Source organism: Alteromonas gilva (assembly GCF_028595265.1).
GTDB classification, from domain to species: domain Bacteria; phylum Pseudomonadota; class Gammaproteobacteria; order Enterobacterales; family Alteromonadaceae; genus Alteromonas; species Alteromonas gilva.
On sequence record NZ_JAQQXP010000001.1, the window covers coordinates 323,773 to 341,612 of the forward strand.

A 17,840-nucleotide genomic window follows, 5' to 3' on the forward strand; every position below is an offset into this window, starting at 1 on the left:
GCTGAGGGTGAGCAACAACGCCGGCACCATTTCATCCCAAGCGTGTTGTGGGGTCTTACCGGGCGCACTGAGTCAATGATATTCAGGTTAATCTGGCGGCGACTTACTATGTATGTAAGTGTGCACTTACTGCTAATTAAAGTTAATTTTAATAGCGATTTGTCAACAATGTGACGACATTCGGACAACTCGCCGACTACGTGACGCAGGTGGTTAACGGTGATTCTACGCCAGGTGATGTATTGTTTATTCGCGCCAACGGGTTTGTCTTCAACTCATAGTATGGTTGATGTTTGGGATTCATTCAGCATAGAAACAGAATAAATCCCGATGGATTTTATGAACTTGGTTGCGCTGCCCGGTCCTCAGTCCTGAGGTTTGTGCGGGCGCCAGTCACCGAGAATTGCGGAAGGGGGAGTGGGGTTCAGAGGAGCGTCAGCCGTTGTTGTTGTTGCCCAGGTTACTCGCTTGGCTGCGGTAGCGCCAGGCCCGTAGTTGCCAATTTCTACATAGTTTACGGTTTGTTCCTTTTCCTCACTATTCCAATTGTGCCATCCTGCCGGATGAATGTGTTCACCGAGGTAGCTATTGGTGATAAGGGTTTTGGCATGATGGCGCCAGGGGCGTCCCAGATAGACACCCGAGATATCATCAGGAGCGGTGAACTGGCTATTAGCGAAAACCAGGCCGTAAGGCTGGTTTGGTTCAGTGGAAGCAGCGGTCACATAACTATCTGAGCGTAGTGAATGAATCTGACAGTGGTTAAAGTAGGCCGTTCCGCCACCAAAGATAAAGTCGACCGAACCTTCAATATAGCAATTTTCAAAATAGCTGCGGTGACCTTCACCGGCTACATACAAGGTATCCTGAAAGCCCTTTAAGCTCACATTGTAAAAAGCCGCGCGATCTGCCTCGACATGCAATGCTACCGCTTGTCCTACCGGCCCGGCCGTATTTTCGATAGTCAGGTTTACCGCGCTAAAATCATTGCCCGCTACCCGCATTGTGTAGGTGTGAAAGGTCGAGTTACGACCAAGGTTTATTTTGTCGAAGTAATCACCAAAGCGAATAATGGTGTTGTCACGACTTTCGCCAATGATTGTGACGCGTGTATTCCAGGAATAAACATTGACCTTTTCTTCATATACGCCATTTTTCACCTTAATGGTGATATCGTGCCAGGGAAAGGTTTTTGTATCGTTAATGGCTTCCTGGATACTGGTGTACTGAGCAGTGCCGTCTTTGGCAACGGTGAGCAACGTTTCATAGGCATAAGCTTGGCTGCAAAAAAGTAACAAGATCAATGAAATTCGAAACATATCGAAAAACCTCCTAAGTTGAGTGTGAAGAGTGAGTAGCTCAGTCAAAAGTAGTGGGAGGGGCGGCTCCCGTGACAGCCAGTTATCAAAAAAAGTGAACGGCTGCTATTAACGGTAACACCGCCCGAATCCAGCCCGACATTTGCCGCTGGCACAATGCCAATAAAATGTTTATTTGATGTCAAATGCATTAAATTTTTGCTTGCTCTGCAGGGCGATAACTTTGTTAAATTATCTAAAATGAATCGATATCACCCTGCAACTGCTATACCCAGCGATTATTTCAATGTACTTTTTATCCAGTTGAGAATTTTATGGCGGGTCCTGGTCGATACCCAGTGTTCATTAATGGGTGTAACAAGGGCTTGTTTATCAGCGGTGATCACATTGTATATCGCGTAGCTGGTGGTAGGTGGACACACATCGTCATTAAAACCCCATGTCATAAACACCGGCACCGTTATACGACGCGCAAAATTGACCACGTCATAATACTGCAAGGTACGACGTTTGGCCGGGGTATCCATACCTGAAAATTTATCGTAAAGGTGCGGATACCCGCCCGTTCGGCCTGCGGTATAAGCCGCCATATCGCTCAAAGCAGGATGATTCGCCGCTACCGCCGTAATGCGCTCATCGAGCGCCGCAGTAATGAGTGCCAGTGCTCCGCCCTGACTGCCGCCCTGTGCTATGAGGTTTTTACCGTCCCACTCAGGTAAGCTGGTTAAATAATCCAGTGCCCGCAGCGAAGACAGGTACGCCTTTTTCATGTAGTAATTATAAGGATCGTCCAGGCCGTTCACCAGGTAGCTGTTATTGCCCTTGCCAAACGCGCTGCTGATTTCCTGATAGGTTGCCTTATCCAGGTTGGGCCTGATGCCGTGAATTTCCATATCAAAGCGAATAACGCCTTGCTCGGCATAAAAACGGTGTTTTTCGGGCGTCATGGGTTTTATGCCGGCGCCGGGCGGCGAAAATACCACGGGGAACCGGCCCTCCCGTTTGGGAATGGTCAGATATCCATACACATACTGACCCGCGCGATGTGCCTGTAGTTTAATCAAATAGCAATCAACCTGATCATCAGAAAACTCCGCTACCCAGGTGCGCTCTACTTCCATGGGAACCGCGCTGGCTAATTGTTTTTGTTGTTGCCAGAATGCGTCAAAACCCTCGGGCATGGTGGTAAATGGTTGAATGTTCTGCGGGTCAAATCCGAGCTTTATGTGATGCGTGTAAGTTTCACCATCGACCACCGCACTGAGGCGAAGGTCGCGAAAACCGGGTTGCTGCATCGTGCCGACAGCAATGGTTGCTTTGCCATCGGTCAGGCTTATGGAGCCCTGGCTGGTGGCCGGTAGCATGTCAGGGCCAATGGTATAGTGGATGCTGATGTCGTGTTGCAATATACCGTAGTGGTACAGCGCCACATCAACTGTCGCTTGTTCGTTGAGGGCATAGCGCCAGTCAGGGTTGTTGGGGGTGGTGACCCACAACACATCGCTGCGATACGGGGAATTTTCGGCAATGGTATTACCGGTTGCCAGCAATAAGAGCAATGAAATAACAAGGCATCTAATCATGACGAGGGCCTGCTTTGATGGGAATAAGTTAGGTCGTATAGACTGACAGCGTGCCTGTCATGACGAATCGATGGGCACGCTGGCGGCTTAGTGTTGCACTTGTGGCGCTAGAGTGAATCGCGATAAACGTAGTTGGCCAGCGGGTGATTGCGTTTACGCAGGTCACGAATAAAGAATTGCGCAACTTTAGAGGCACCCACCACATTTAAATGAGTATTATCGGTTTTTCCTTCAGGGTAACGGGTGTATAGGTCTGGTGGTACCTGAATAAAATACTGACGGCTGGCTGGCTCGCCAATGTCTTTTAAAAATCCGCAGGTTTGCTCGTTCAGGTCAAAGAATTCTACCTCTTCGTCGCGCGCTACCTCGCGGGCGGCTGCAGCATAGTCGAGTAATTTACGCTGTAAGTTGCCTTGTTCATCAAAATGACGGCGGCATATGGAGCTGGCGATCATAGGGGTGGCATCTTTGGCTCGCACTTCGGCAATATAGCGACGCAGAAACGCCGGATAGTCTTTCTCTGCTGAGGCGTAGCGTGTCGGGTCTTCCACTTTTTGGTCGTTATGACCAAACTGTATCAGTACGTAGTCACCGGCTTTTAATTCTGACAGCACCAGTGCCCAACGTCCTTCGTCGATAAATCGACGGGTGCTGCGGCCATTGGCGGCATGATTAACAATCTCCAGTTCATTACTAAAATATTCTGGCAGCAATTGGCCCCAGCCACGCTCAGGATAGGCCAGGTTAGGTTTGTTCGACATTGTGGAGTCTCCCACCAGATGCAGCGCCACCCGGGTTGGGTCCCAGGCCAGAGAGCCAGCGCTCATTGAGGTCATCGTCAGCGCGAGACACAGCAACAACAACTTTTTCATGTTTATCTCCTGTAAAAAACGAAAAAAAAAGGCCATCCGAGAATGGCCTTACAACGGGATCAAATGATCCTTGGGCACACGTATAAAAGTATTACATTCTGTAACTGGCACCAATAAAGAATTGACGGCCGGTTTGAGTAACGTTCCAAATACGACCTCCTACATTGGGTGAGACTAATTCAACGATTGGCTCATCCGTGAGGTTAATGCCTTCAATGGAAATTTTTAAATTCTCAGAAACGTTATAACTGGCTGAGAAATCAATGTGAGTGGTACCGTCTACATAGCGCTCTTTGTTAGGGTTACTATTAAACGAGGTGGTAAACTCGCTGCGCTTGGCCATTGATATCCGTGCGCTGAATACATCATCTTCCCAGTAAACCGTAAAGTTTGACGATCTGTCTGACTGACCGGTAAGTTCAACATCAGCATCAACGAAGGTCATGTTGGCCAGTACCCCAAAGTTTTTCACCCACTCCGGTGCAGACAACATGTCGAGGGTTTGTTGATACTGAACTTCAAAACCGTCTAACTTACCGCCGTCACCATTGACCGGACGACGCACCTCAAAATCGGCGTTGTTGACGATTTCCGCCTGGCCACCAAGTACGCTGTCTGGTAAGCCAATCTGCTTCCAGTTCAGAGTGGTTGTTTCATTTGTTGGGAAGGACTCGATGTCTTTAACAAAGTAGGCAAGTGACAGCAAAGCGCCTTCAGCAAAGTAGTATTCCGCAGACAGATCATAGTTGGTCGCACGGAATGGGTCGATAAACGGGTTGCCATAACTAACCGCTAAGTTGAATGGGTCAACGCTACCGCCTGGCGATAATGTACCCAGACCAGGACGTGAGATGACATCGGCATAGGCTGCGCGAAGCACGATATCTTCTGTGACATCAAGGGCCAGGTTAACCGATGGTAACGTATCGCTGTAGTCGTTTTTAACGGTGGTCGGATCGCCATTAACTAAACCGGTAGATTCAACATCCGTGGTGGCATAACGTACGCCGGCGTTTCCTCGCAGGTCCATTTCGCCGATCGGGAAAAAGAAATCAGCCTGAATAAAGTAGCTCATGTTTTCTTCGCTGACCGCATAGGTATCGCCGCCGCGAGGCGCGTAGCTCCAGCCTCCGCTGGCTAAGAACTGAGACAGTTGCGCGCCGTCAGCTAAAAAGAACGACTGACCACCGGCGTTAACAACATTGCCATCGGCTGCGGTCACGACATTGCTGATACCAAATGCGACATTATCAACCGTGCCGTCTGCGGCATCAGCGCTGGCAAAGGTACCATCTGCCCGTGAGCCGGCAATTTCGTACAGATAATCTTTGTATGTCACACCACCTTTTAAGGTAATAGAGTCTGTCAGAATATAGGCAAAATCAGCACGAGCGTTGTCGTAGCTGGATGTTGCATCATAAATACGGTCACGATATTCAGACAGTTCCCAGTTAGCCGGGTTGGCCGTATCAAAGCTGTAACCAATTTGCGGACTCATCGGATTGGTATAGTCAAAGGTAACGGCTGAACTGCTTTGCGCGTAATCGAGCGTGCGGCGCGGGTCATTGACACCAAAGTGTTCATAAATAATGGTGGTTTCACGGTTATCCAGCACTGATTCAGAGGTGCCTAACAACAGGTTAACCTGCAAGTCATCATTGATGTGGTGCTCTACGTCGACACTGAACTGAGTAAATTCTGATTCCCAGTTTGACTCGAAGTTTTCTGAGCGAATATCCACCTCGTGGGCAGTCGCGGCAATGATGCTGTTATCGCTATCAATTGTGTAATCGGTCAGGTAGGTCTGGCCGACGCCGAGGGAATTTGTCCGCGCCAGTGAAATTGCCTGCATAAAGGGTTCAAGACGCTGAGCTTCAATGGTTGAGTAAAGCGCATCAAGTGTCACCGTGGTATCTTCTGTTGGGGCAAACTGCATTGACGCTGTAATACCGGTACGATCCAAGTCGTGGGTTTTATCGGCAAAGCGAGGGAAACGAGGATGCCAGTAGCTGCTTAAATCTTCGCTTTGGGTGCCCAGACATGAGTCATCAGTACAGAAACTGTCATCTTCCCAGCGGCCGGTGTCGGCACCAACGTTATTAATTAGCTGAGAAGAAAATGAGGCCGATACTAAAAAGCCAAACGTGCGGTCTTCATTGGTATAACTGGTCAGGGCTGATAAACGTGGATCCGCTTCTTCGGACTGATCATTATAAGTACCTTGTACGTTTATCGCGGTAACGTTGTCTTTAAAATCAAAGGGTCTGCCGGTTTTCAGATCAACCGTGGCGCCTAAGGTACCTTCTTCAATTTCCGCAGAAGAGGTTTTATGTACCGTTAACTGACTGAACAGCTCGGAAGCGAAGACGTTAAAATCGAAGGCACGGCTTTTACGAACGCCGCCCGGACCGGCTGATAACGACTGCGCTTGCATACCGTTAAGCTGTACACGGGTAAAGCTTGAGTTCAGGCCTCGAACAGTAATTTCCCGACCTTGTCCAGCATCACGACTGATGGCGATACCGGGAATACGCTGCAGTGACTCAGCCAGGTTCTGATCCGGAAAGTCAGCAATATCTTCGGCCAGGATAGTATCTACCGCACCTGCTGAGGCGCGTTTGGTCAGCAGTGCTTTTTGCAGGCTGTCAGCAAAGCTGCTGGCGCGTACTTCAATCACTTCTACCGCATTATCGTTAGCTTCTTGTGCAACGACCAAATTAGGGCTGAGTAACGCACAGGCTACTGCCAGGCTAAGTGGTGCTTGGTTAAAGGTCTTGGCAAATTTCATTCGAGGCTTCCTCACGCTTATTAATTCGTATTCCGCAGCGGAGATGTTTCACTGGTCAGCCGCAGAACAATTTGAGTGCAATTAAAATCCTGTTTTCAGGCCTGTTAAACCTGCTGTTATTATAGGTCGTGGTTAACAAGCGATTAACAATATAGATCTAAATGCTACCGGTGGCAACCCGTCTTTTACTTAAAATTTAATTTTTTGTGAAAAATACCAGTTTAATGTTATTACTTTTTATCGTAATTCAGTAAAAATAAGCTATAAAAGGGTAATATTCCAAACGTTTTATGGGTATTCATGGGCTTTTAATTGCCTTTTGTATTACATAAACACCGTTATTTACGATATCATTCACATGTTGACAACATGACCAAAAGACATAAAATGCTACCGGTAGCATAAGTTGTTTACATTTTTTTAAATAGGGGCGAAAAATGTTGAATAGAGTAAGCAGGATACTGCTGGTTGGCGCACTGGCGGTGTCGTCAATCGTAAGCACGCAGGCCGATACGCTGGATAATACGAAGCCATGGTATGAGCGTATGGTTGAGTCAGAAATGGTGCGTTTCCCCGAAGCGTGGATGATGGACTGGGACGAGCAACCTACCTGGGATTATGTACACGGTTTAAACCTGTTAGGTTTTGCCCGCGTGTATGAAAAGACCGGCGATCAACGCTATTTTGATTATCTTAAGGGCTACTACGACACCCTGATAGACGAACAGGGCAACATAGCCACTTACGAAACCGAAAAATACAATATTGATATGATCAATGCCGGTAAAGTGCTGTTCTTTTTGTATGACCAAACCGGTGACCAAAAGTACATGCTTGCCGCCGATAAGCTCAGAGCGCAGTTAAACGAGCACCCGCGAACCAGCGAAGGCGGCTTCTGGCACAAAAAACGTTATCCCTATCAAATGTGGCTCGATGGTTTGTACATGGGCGCACCGTTTTACGCTGAATACATAGTGCGTGACAGAAAACCTGAGCAGCTCGATGATGTGTTTTTACAATTCGAGCAAATCGAAAAGCACCTCTACGATCCTGAAACAGGATTACCCCGCCATGGCTGGGACGAGTCTCGGGAGCAAAAATGGGCCGACAACGAAACCGGCTTGTCGCCGCACCATTGGTCACGAGCGCTGGGTTGGTATGCCATGGCCATGGTCGATGTACTCGATGTTCTGCCAGCGCAATTGTCTAAACGTGCCTGGTTAGCTGCCCGTTTTGAAAAATTCATGGCGCAGGTCGTCAAATATCAGCACAGTACCGGCGCCTGGTATCAGGTCACGGACTTAGGTGATCGCGAAGGTAACTATCTTGAGGCATCGGGAACGGCCATGCTGACCTACGCTATGGCACGCGGCGTGAATATAGGGGTGTTGCCCGAGAAATACCGCGCCCATGCCGAAAAAGGCTTTGCCGGACTGCTCGACCAAATGGTCTCAGTTGAAGCAGATACCAATGTCGTCAATTTAAACCAGGTGTGTGCGGTGGCCGGGCTTGGCGGAAACCCTTACCGCGATGGCAGCTTTGAGTATTACATGGGCGAGCCGATTCGTCCCAATGATGCCAAAGGGGTTGGCCCGTTTATTTTAGCCGCATTGGAATTGGATAAATAACAATGCGCGGCAGGCTTCTTGTGTTGCTGCCCATGCAGCTGTTGTTGTTAAGCGGCTGCCTGGGCACTAGCGAGCAGACCAGCGCCAGCAGCGCAGTCATTGCCGGGAAGCGCCTTCACATTAGTGATCTGGGAGATGGTACGTATCGCAACCCAATCCTGCACATTGATTATTCAGACCCTGATGTCGTTGCGGTTGGTGATAACTACTATATGACCGCGTCGAGTTTTAATGCAGCACCGGGTTTACCCATACTGCATTCTACCGACCTGGTTAACTGGACACTCATCAACTACGCCCTGCCGCGGCAGGTACCACTTGCCCACTATAACCAACCTCAGCATGGCAACGGCGTATGGGCACCGAACTTTCGTTATCATGACGGCAAATTCTGGATATTTTACCCTGATCCGGATTTTGGCATTTACGTGGTCACCAGCGATGATCCGGCCGGGATCTGGAGTGAGCCGACGCTTATTTTACCCGGCAAAGGCATTATCGACCCCACCCCATTATGGGATGACAACGGCAAAGCATACCTGCTACACGCCTGGGCAAAAAGCCGCGCCGGCTTTAATAACGTACTTAGCTTGCGCGACATGGCACCCGATGCCTCGTGGGTGAGCAACGAGTACACCCACATTGTTGATGGTCATCAGTTGCCCGGGTATCGCACATTGGAAGGCCCCAAGTTTTACAAACGCAACGGCTATTACTACATATTTGCGCCTGCCGGTGGCGTAGAAACCGGCTGGCAGGCCGTGTTCCGCGCGACTGATATTACCGGGCCTTACGAACATCGTACGGTAATAGCGCAAGGCAATACGCTGGTTAACGGCCCGCACCAGGGCTCGTGGATCCACACGCCCCAGGGTGAAGACTGGTTTATACATTTTCAGTCGCGCAAAGCCTATGGGCGGATTACCCATTTACAGCCTGTTAGCTGGCAAAATGACTGGCCGGTGATTGGCCGTGACAATGACAACGATGGCCGCGGTGAACCGGTTTACGAATATGCTAAGCCTTTAACCGCGCAGCCAGGAACAATAAAGCCTCAGCCTGCCAGCGATGAATTTAACACTCATGCACTGAGTATTCAGTGGCAGTGGAACGCTAATCCGCAACCCGGTTGGTATGCGCTGAACGACGGCAGGCTAACCCTGCAAGCAGCAAAAAAAGTCACCGCCACCGGTGATAACCTGTGGATGACCCCTAATTTACTGTTGCAAAAGTTACCCGCGCAAACCTTTCAGGTAAGAGCGAAATTGCAGGTTCCAACGCAAGCAGCAGAGCTGGAAAGTGGTTTACTGCTATTTGGCGAAGACTACGCCTGGGTTGGGGTGAAAAGCATCGACGGTGCCCCTCATCTTGTTTATGTACAATGTAAGAACGCACGCACCGGATGCGACGAAAGCGTGCATGATTACGGCAAATTGGCCGCAGAAAGCATTGAGTTACGTTACATTCTGGCTTCGGATTCAACCGCAGTCTTTGCCTATCGTTACCGTGCCGATGAGCCCTTTACGGTGGTCGGTGAGCAGTTTATTGCCCGTCGGGGCCGTTGGGTGGGGGCAAAAACCGGTTTATTTGCCGTGGGCAGCCAAAAGGCCGCAGCCCACTACGATTATTTTCGTGTGTTACCCATGCACAGGGAGCGCCACTAGTGTTTATGAAACGGACTTTTTTAGCGTTACTGGCGAGTGGTTTATTGAGCCTGTCGGGCCGAGCAGCAGAGATAGTGGTGGATGACAGCTACTCTCCCGGCGAACGTTTTGCCCGCAACCACAAAAAGCATCCCGAGATTCGCTGGCCAGCACTGTCGTTTGAGGCAGGCCAGCAAATAGCGTTTGAACGCCCCTACAAACAGGTAGCGGGGGGCCGCGACTTACATTTGGATATATTCCACGCCACACAGGCGCATAAAAACAATCAGGCCATTGTGCTGGTGCATGGCGGTGGCTGGCGTTCAGGTAACAAGTCACATTTTTATCCGCTGGCAAACCTGCTCGCGCAGCGCGGATACACGGTGGTGGCGGTGGAATACCGGCTATCTACCCAAGCCCCTTACCCGGCTGGCTTAATCGACATTAATGATGCTATTAGCTGGCTGAAAGCCAACAGCGAACGTTTGCAAATAGATCCTGACCGCATTGCCATTGGTGGCGGCTCTTCAGGCGGTCATATGGCCGCGCTGGCAGGGTTTGCCGGTGACTTTGCCGGTTATCACAGCAGTCAGGCACCCCATTCTGGCGTTAATGCCATTATTGATTTAGACGGCGTGCTGGATTTTACCACGCCGCTGGCGCTTAAGTTTGAGAACAAAAAGCAAGCTAAGTCGGCAGCAGCCTTATGGCTGGGCGGTACCTATGAACAGATCCCGGCTATCTGGCGCGAGGCATCGCCTGCATCATATGTAGGTGAGCACTCACCACCGACGCTGATCATCAGTAGCGGGCAATTACGTTTTACCGCAGGTCGACAAGCCGTGCAGGCAACGCTCGACCAGCACAATATTCCTCATCAATACATCGAGCTGGATGAAACGCTCCATACTTTTTGGCTGTTTGAACCTTATTTAAGCCAGACAGCCCAATGGATTGATACCTTTTTACAGCGCGTTCGAAAGCAAGGAGATATGCAGTGACATTGTCTTTAAACCGCCGATCACTATTAAAATTTATGGGCAGCGGATCAGCCGCTATCGGAGCGGCAACGCTAAGTGGATGTTCAAGTGCCGTGAAGCCTGGCAACGACTTTGCCTGGAACGATGAAGCCAGTGCTATTCGTCAGCGCATTTCGCCGCCGACGTTTCCTGACCGCAGTATCAGCATTACCGATCTGGGGGCCAGGCCCGGCAAGGGCGTTAATGTAGGTGACTACATTGAGCAGGCGATAACGCAGTTAGCGGTAGCTGGTGGCGGGAAAGTGATTATCCCGGCCGGAGAATTTTATACCGGGCCGGTGCATTTGCTGTCGAACATTAATTTGCATATCAGCGAGGGCGCAGTATTGCATTTTATTGCCGATCCAGAGCTGTACAAGCCTTACGTATACACCCGTTGGGAAGGCACTGAGCTAATGGGCTATTCGCCGCTCATTTATGCCTTTGAGCAAACGAACGTGGCCATTACCGGAAAAGGCACCCTGGAAGGCGGTGGCAGCCCCACCCAATGGTGGCCCTGGAAAGGCAAGTGGAAAGAGGCTAGCTGGGGGGATGATCCGGTCGAAAACCAAAAGTTTACCCGTGATGTGCTGCGCCAGATGGCCGAAGACCAAGTGCCTGTGGCTGACCGGGTGTTTGATGATAACTACCTGCGCCCGCCTTTTATTCAGCCCTATCGGTGTAAAAACGTATTAATTGAGGGCGTCACCATTAAAAACTCGCCGTTCTGGCTGGTTAACCCGGTGCTGTCTGAAAACGTCACCGTTCGCGATATCCACTGCGACAGTCATGGTCCAAACTCGGATGGCTGCGATCCGGAAAGCTGTACCGACGTGCTGATTGAAAACTGCGTGTTTGATACCGGCGATGACTGTATTGCAATTAAGTCAGGACGCAATGCCGATGGCCGCCGGGTAGCAGCGCCCTGTCAGAATATTCTGATTAATAACTGTCAGATGAAAGCAGGCCACGGTGGTGTGGTAATCGGCAGCGAAATTTCAGGCGGTGTGAAAAACCTGTATGCCCAGCACTGTGAAATGAGCAGTCCTGATCTGGACCGCGGTATTCGTATAAAAACCAATTCCATTCGCGGTGGTCATCTACAAAACCTTAATTACCGTTACCTGCGCATTGGCAAAGTCAAAGACGCTATTGTGATTAACTTTTACTACGAAGAAGGCGATGTGGGCCAGTTTATGCCTAAGCTGGAAGCCATCACCATAGAAAACCTCCATGTGGTAAAAGCCCGGCGAGCCTTTATGATGCGCGGCTATCCGCATACCCCCATCACGGGTGTGACGCTTAAAAATCTGACCTTCGAGAATGTCGCGGAGGAATCCGTTATTGAAAACGTGGCCGATATTGAACAACACAATATTCAGATAAATGGTAAAGCCTATGAGATTTAACTGGCCAGCAGCGCTCGTTGTCGCGCTAATGGGGTTGGTGTTGTCGGGATGTGTCGCAACTACCAGTAAACAACCCTTTGTGGTGAATGCGCGGGTGAGTAATGTATTGGAGCCTAATGCTGAGGTGGGTATTGTTACCTATTCGACTATTCAGGCCGCCATTAATGCTGCGCCGGCTGAGGCAAAAAACTGGACCATTGTAATTGGCGAAGGCCGCTATCATGAACGCGTGCTGATCGATAAGCCGGGCATTCGGTTAATTGGTGCGGGTAAGAACAACACCCGCATTACCTTTGACCGCTACGCCGGGCAGCCTGTGTCAGCGTACAACGAAGAAACCTGGGGTACCTTTCGCACCGCCGTTGTTGAGGTATTGGCAACGGATGTCAGCCTGTTTGACCTCACTATCGAAAATACCTTTGACTACCCAGGTGTTGACCGCCTGCCTAAGGGTCACCCCGATAAAGTAAAAGGCACTCAGGCTGTGGCACTTAAAATAGCGGAGCAGGCCGATCGTACTTTATTGCAGCGGGTGGCCTTGCTTGGCTATCAGGATACGTTGTACGTGCAGGGTGGGCGAACTTATGTTACCGACAGCGAAATACGCGGCCATGTGGACTTTATATTTGGTGATGGTAACGCGCTGTTTGAGTACGTTGACGTGATCTCGCGCCCACGTGCGCAGCCAATGACATTTACCGGTTACCTGACGGCGCCCAGTACGCTGCTGGATAACGCCTACGGTTTTACCTTTGTTAACAGTCGTATGCTACGGGAGCCCGGGGTGCCTGATAATTCCGTGCCTCTTGGTCGTCCGTGGCACCCCACAACCACCTTTGACGACGGACGCTATGCCAACCCCTATGCGGTAGGCAAGGCGACCTTCATTAATACATTTATGGATGCTCACATTGCCGATGTGGGCTGGGGCTCCATGAGTGGCACAGCAAAAGACGGCTCGCGCAAACGTTTTGACCCTCTCGACGATGCACGATTTAGTGAGTGGGGCAGCTATGGGCCCGGCGCTGTTGTTAACACCCAGCGCCCGCAACTCAGGGCGCAGGAGGTGGCGAATTACTCGGCTGAGCGTGTTTTAGAGGGCTGGCAGCCTCAGTTGCTACCGCGTCCCGTGCATAAAACAATGCAAAACTAAGCGGCCTGATTGAGCACTTCGCGCAATGCGGGGTGCTGAACCTTATTCGCCCCTGGTACCCTTACCCGTACTAATGAAAAAAATTTCATTTTTTTTTTAACAAACCCCTTGAGTTTGATTGGCGACTCCCCCATTTATCCACGCAGTAACGATTTTACGGCTCACTTCGGGCCACACTAGGTAAAGAGTGCATAAATACTTGTGCATTCACTTAACACTAAAATTGAATAGTTGATTTATTCAGGAGATTTGAAAATGGCAATTCGTCCTTTACACGATCGCGTTATCGTCAAGCGCGCAGAGCAAGAAAGCAAATCTGCTGGCGGTATCGTATTGACCGGTTCTGCGGCAGAAAAATCGACTCGCGGTGAAGTTATCGCTGTGGGCAACGGTCGCATTCTGGAGAATGGCGAAATTAAAGCATTAGACGTAAAAGTCGGTGACACCGTTATTTTCAACGACGGTTACGGCGTTAAAACCGAGAAGCTGGACGATCAGGAAGTACTGATCATGAGCGAAAGCGACATTCTGGCAATCGTAGAATAACAACCCGTTTAACCGAATAGAGAGGAAATTTAATCATGGCAGCTAAAGAAGTACGTTTTGGTGATGACGCCCGCACAAAAATGCTGAGAGGCGTTAACGTTCTGGCCAACGCAGTTAAAGTAACTTTGGGTCCTAAAGGCCGTAACGTAGTATTAGATAAGTCTTTTGGCGCTCCTACCATCACTAAGGATGGTGTATCAGTAGCCAAAGAAATCGAGCTGGAAGACAAGTTCGAGAACATGGGCGCCCAGATGGTAAAAGAAGTGGCGTCTAAAGCGAACGACGAAGCGGGTGACGGTACTACTACAGCAACCGTACTGGCCCAGTCTATTGTAACTGAAGGTTTAAAATCAGTTGCCGCCGGTATGAACCCGATGGATCTTAAGCGCGGTATCGACAAAGCCGTTATCGCTGCAGTTGAAGAACTGAAAAAACTGTCTACTGAGTGTGCCGACAGCAAAGCTATTGCTCAGGTAGGTACTATCTCTGCTAACTCTGACGCCGAAGTGGGCGACATCATTGCACAAGCAATGGAAAAAGTGGGTAAAGAAGGTGTTATCACAGTAGAAGAAGGCCAGGCCCTGCAAAACGAGCTGGACGTGGTTGAAGGTATGCAGTTTGACCGCGGTTACCTGTCTCCTTACTTCATCAACAACCAGGAAAGCGGTGCCGTTGAACTGGATAACCCTTACATCCTGTTAGTTGACAAGAAAATCTCTAACATCCGTGAATTGCTGCCAACCCTTGAAGCGGTTGCTAAAGACAGCAAGCCACTGCTGATCATCGCTGAAGACGTAGAAGGCGAAGCGCTGGCGACTCTGGTTGTTAACAACATGCGCGGTATCGTTAAAGTTGCTGCGGTTAAAGCTCCTGGTTTTGGTGACCGTCGTAAAGCGATGCTGCAGGATATCGCTATCCTGACTGGCGGTACCGTTATCTCTGAAGAGATTGGTCTGGAGCTGGAAAAAGTACAGCTGGAAGACTTAGGTACAGCGAAGCGTGTTGTTATCAATAAAGACAACACTACCGTGGTAGACGGTGCGGGTGAAGAAGGCGCTATCGAAGCACGTTGCGAGCAAATCCGTGCGCAGGTTGCTGACTCAACTTCAGACTACGACAAAGAAAAACTGCAAGAGCGCTTGGCGAAACTGTCTGGCGGTGTAGCAGTCATCAAAGTCGGTGCAGCCACCGAAGTTGAAATGAAAGAGAAGAAAGACCGCGTAGAAGATGCCCTGCACGCAACTCGTGCTGCGGTTGAAGAAGGCGTAGTCCCTGGTGGTGGTGTGGCACTGGTTCGCGCTGCAGCTAAACTTGAAGAAATGACTGGTGACAACGAAGATCAGACTCACGGTATCAAGTTAGCGTTACGCGCAATGGAGTCTCCACTGCGTCAAATCGCGTCTAACGCCGGTGCAGAAGCGTCTGTTGTTGTTAATGCTGTTAAAGGCGGTAGCGGTAACTACGGTTACAACGCTGGCAACGACACTTACGGCGACATGCTGGAGATGGGTATCCTTGACCCAACTAAAGTAACCCGCTCTGCGCTGCAGTTTGCATCATCTATCGCGTCACTGATGATCACTACCGAAGCCATGGTTGCTGAACTGCCTAAAGACGAAGGCGGTGCCCCTGATATGGGTGGCATGGGCGGCATGGGCGGAATGGGCGGCATGGGCGGCATGATGTAGTGCACCCATAAGCTTAACGCTTAAACCCAAAAGGCGCTCTTCGGAGCGCCTTTTTTGTTTTGGTGAGAGTATTTATTTGCCGCTTTTCAATAACCTCGCCCACTCTTCACATCTGACAAATAAGCATCGCATGGCTCTCAGCGACTGTTCGGTATTGGCTGCTCAAAAGTGTGGCGTCGCCCAGCCTTGAGGAAGAGCCCATTAAATTGATATTGTAAGAGTATACTGTGTTTAGTATCCGAGCTATATCTTCGGCTAATCCAGACAATAAGAGGGGCAAGTCAAAAGACAGGCCTGGGTTCACGCGCTGCGACTATTTGAGTTAATTTGTGTCGGGCGTTTACCTTACCCTTTGCAAGGCCGCCAAATGTTTCGTGATAGTTTATTTAACACTCCCTAACTAACTTACTATTTCAGGCGTATGAGCAGAGTTATATACTCAAGGCTTTCGGTTAATAGCCCAGTGGAATCTGTCGAATGGCACAATGGAAATTCTTAAATAACGTTGTTTGTAAGCGAACAGTCCAATCATGGCTGATTATCTTGTTCGTATGGCCGGCTATTCCGTTTGTGGTTGTTACGCTGGGTTTATTAGCATTTTCCTATTTTCCCTGGCCACTTACTTTCGACATCGATGCGCCGGTAGTCGCCGGGAATAAAGAAGAATTGATTATCTTAATTCATGGTAAAGATGACAGCCCCGACACCTGGCCAACCGCCTTTGCAAAGGAACTTGAAAAATCAGTGTTAACCGATACCCAACAGGTAGTTACAGTAGACTGGTATGAGTACTCAACCAACCTGTTCCGAAGCGCTAATAATGCCCGCAGGATAGGCCATCAACTGGCCGAAGTACTGCTGGAAAATAAGCAATTAAAGAAGGTTCATGTGATCGCACACAGCGCCGGCTCATTTATGGCGTATGGTTATTGTGAAATGTTAAAAGAAATCAACCCTGAGGTGTTAGTGCATACCACATATCTTGACCCCTTAGGGCCATACAGTGGCTTTCAGTGGCATTATGGTACACAAAACTTTGGTTCTTGCGCAGACATCAGTGACGCCTACATTGACATCAACGACAACGTCCCCGGCAGCAATGTGCCGGTAGAGCACACCCATACGTTTGATGTCAGCGCGCTAAGAGGTTTAGACAAAACATATCAGGGCACAGCGCATATGTGGCCAGTACAATATTATCGCAGCGCCGTGATTAGCGGCCAGCTGCCGTTTTGGGAGCCGGGCGAGGAGGTGTTAGAACGCTATCCGCGGCGACAGCAGACGGTATTCGAAGGGCAATAAAATCCAGGTGATTACGGCCAAAAAAAAGCGAGTTTTATCTGGCCGTACAGGACATTTTTAGTAGGTGTACGCTGGCAACGGCAGTTTCAACATACCCTGTTGATACTGCTCAACCTCTTCGTCAGCCAGCTTTGCTTTGTTTTTTTCAGCATATTTGCGAAGTTTTCTGAAATCGCTGTTATCTTCGACCTGTTGCAATACTTGCTTATAGCGGGCTAAACCGGTGCTGCCAATGGCGTTTGTCAGCCATGCCAGCGTATCTATTTGCGCTTTGGTTGCTGCAGGGTAATTAAGCAATAAAGCCTCAGCGACAATGTCGGTGAGTGTCTGATCGACGGTTTTGGTGCTAACAATTTCTTTGGCTGCGCGTTTCAAAGAGGCGAGATCGCCTCTCAGCATAAGCTTTTTGAGGCGAGCCACCAGTTCTGATGTCGTTTCCTTTTCGAAAACGCCTTTTGGTAGCGTGTACATCCCTGCGATGTATTGTTCCCCTTCTGCGCCTGGCAGGTTATCCAGTGCTTTTTCAGCGTGGCGCGCCAGTTTGTCGATTTTAGTGCTATTAACCACCTCAGAAAGTACCCCATGGTAGCGGCCGTTTTCTGTTGATCCGATGGCCCGTGCCAGCCACGCCAGGGAATCGACCTCACTGGAATAAGCGTCAGGGTATTTCACCAGCAAAATTTCTGCGGCAATATCTGACAATTCGGGGTGCTTAATACCTTCTTTAAAAATACGCTGAGAGGCTGACTTTAGCTGACCTAAGTCACCGGATAGTAACTGATCAGCTAATTGTTGCTGCTCGTCCGTAAATGCGCCCATGGCGCTGAAAGAAAGTAACACCGCCATAATGGCCGCACTCATTCGTCTCATTGGAAACTCCTTTTCTTGAG

Annotated in this window: 13 protein-coding genes; 8 read left to right on the plus strand and 5 right to left on the minus strand. The window is 49.6% G+C overall.

The annotated features are described in order from the left end of the window. Positions 1 to 365 precede the first annotated feature (365 nt). The 4 genes from OIK42_RS01560 to OIK42_RS01575 all read right to left on the minus strand — a co-directional run bounded on the left by OIK42_RS01560 (position 366) and on the right by OIK42_RS01575 (position 6,562). Positions 366 to 1,319: a pectinesterase family protein gene (locus OIK42_RS01560; RefSeq protein ID WP_273637797.1), complete on the minus strand. Its 954-nt coding sequence runs from the start codon at positions 1,317 to 1,319 to the stop codon at positions 366 to 368. Between the two features lie 278 nt (positions 1,320 to 1,597). After that, complete coding sequence (locus OIK42_RS01565; RefSeq protein ID WP_273637798.1) at positions 1,598 to 2,902, minus strand: acetylxylan esterase; 1,305 nt, start codon at positions 2,900 to 2,902, stop codon at positions 1,598 to 1,600. A gap of 107 nt (positions 2,903 to 3,009) precedes the next feature. Beyond that, positions 3,010 to 3,774 carry a rhamnogalacturonan acetylesterase gene (locus tag OIK42_RS01570; RefSeq protein WP_273637799.1) on the minus strand — a complete coding sequence of 255 codons (765 nt, stop codon included), beginning with the start codon at positions 3,772 to 3,774 and terminating at the stop codon, positions 3,010 to 3,012. 91 nt (positions 3,775 to 3,865) lie between these two features. After that, positions 3,866 to 6,562, minus strand: a complete 2,697-nt coding sequence (locus tag OIK42_RS01575) for a TonB-dependent receptor (protein ID WP_273637800.1) — start codon at positions 6,560 to 6,562, stop codon at positions 3,866 to 3,868. A 437-nt stretch (positions 6,563 to 6,999) separates the two neighbouring features. On the opposite strand from OIK42_RS01575, the gene OIK42_RS01580 reads away from it, so the two are divergent. From OIK42_RS01580 to OIK42_RS01615, 8 genes are all read left to right on the plus strand, one after another. Further along, the gene (locus OIK42_RS01580; protein ID WP_273637801.1) at positions 7,000 to 8,190 is read left to right on the plus strand and encodes a glycoside hydrolase family 88/105 protein; all 1,191 of its coding nucleotides are present in this window, start codon (positions 7,000 to 7,002) and stop codon (positions 8,188 to 8,190) included. A 2-nt stretch (positions 8,191 to 8,192) separates the two neighbouring features. Then, the gene (locus OIK42_RS01585; protein ID WP_273637802.1) at positions 8,193 to 9,854 is read left to right on the plus strand and encodes a glycoside hydrolase family 43 protein; all 1,662 of its coding nucleotides are present in this window, start codon (positions 8,193 to 8,195) and stop codon (positions 9,852 to 9,854) included. Positions 9,855 to 9,859: 5 nt separating this feature from the next. After that, positions 9,860 to 10,834: an alpha/beta hydrolase gene (locus OIK42_RS01590; RefSeq protein ID WP_273637803.1), complete on the plus strand. Its 975-nt coding sequence runs from the start codon at positions 9,860 to 9,862 to the stop codon at positions 10,832 to 10,834. Positions 10,835 to 10,836: 2 nt separating this feature from the next. After that, the gene (locus tag OIK42_RS01595; RefSeq protein ID WP_374211857.1) at positions 10,837 to 12,261 is read left to right on the plus strand and encodes a glycoside hydrolase family 28 protein; all 1,425 of its coding nucleotides are present in this window, start codon (positions 10,837 to 10,839) and stop codon (positions 12,259 to 12,261) included. Next, positions 12,251 to 13,414 (plus strand): pectinesterase family protein, encoded by a 1,164-nt coding sequence (locus OIK42_RS01600; RefSeq protein ID WP_273637804.1) that lies wholly within the window; start codon positions 12,251 to 12,253, stop codon positions 13,412 to 13,414. Before OIK42_RS01595 ends, OIK42_RS01600 begins: the two co-directional genes overlap by 11 nt. A 255-nt stretch (positions 13,415 to 13,669) precedes the next feature. Continuing rightward, positions 13,670 to 13,960 (plus strand): co-chaperone GroES, encoded by a 291-nt coding sequence (locus tag OIK42_RS01605; RefSeq protein ID WP_273637805.1) that lies wholly within the window; start codon positions 13,670 to 13,672, stop codon positions 13,958 to 13,960. A 35-nt stretch (positions 13,961 to 13,995) separates the two neighbouring features. Further along, on the plus strand, positions 13,996 to 15,648 hold the full coding sequence (groL, locus tag OIK42_RS01610; protein WP_273637806.1) for a chaperonin GroEL: 1,653 nt from the start codon (positions 13,996 to 13,998) through the stop codon (positions 15,646 to 15,648). Between the two features lie 477 nt (positions 15,649 to 16,125). Further along, positions 16,126 to 16,950 carry an esterase/lipase family protein gene (locus OIK42_RS01615; RefSeq protein ID WP_273637807.1) on the plus strand — a complete coding sequence of 275 codons (825 nt, stop codon included), beginning with the start codon at positions 16,126 to 16,128 and terminating at the stop codon, positions 16,948 to 16,950. Positions 16,951 to 17,007: 57 nt separating this feature from the next. Here the strand turns inward: OIK42_RS01615 and OIK42_RS01620 are convergent, their stop codons facing one another. Then, positions 17,008 to 17,820, minus strand: a complete 813-nt coding sequence (locus tag OIK42_RS01620; protein WP_273637808.1) for a translation initiation factor eIF-2B alpha/beta/delta subunit family protein — start codon at positions 17,818 to 17,820, stop codon at positions 17,008 to 17,010. Positions 17,821 to 17,840 lie beyond the last annotated feature (20 nt).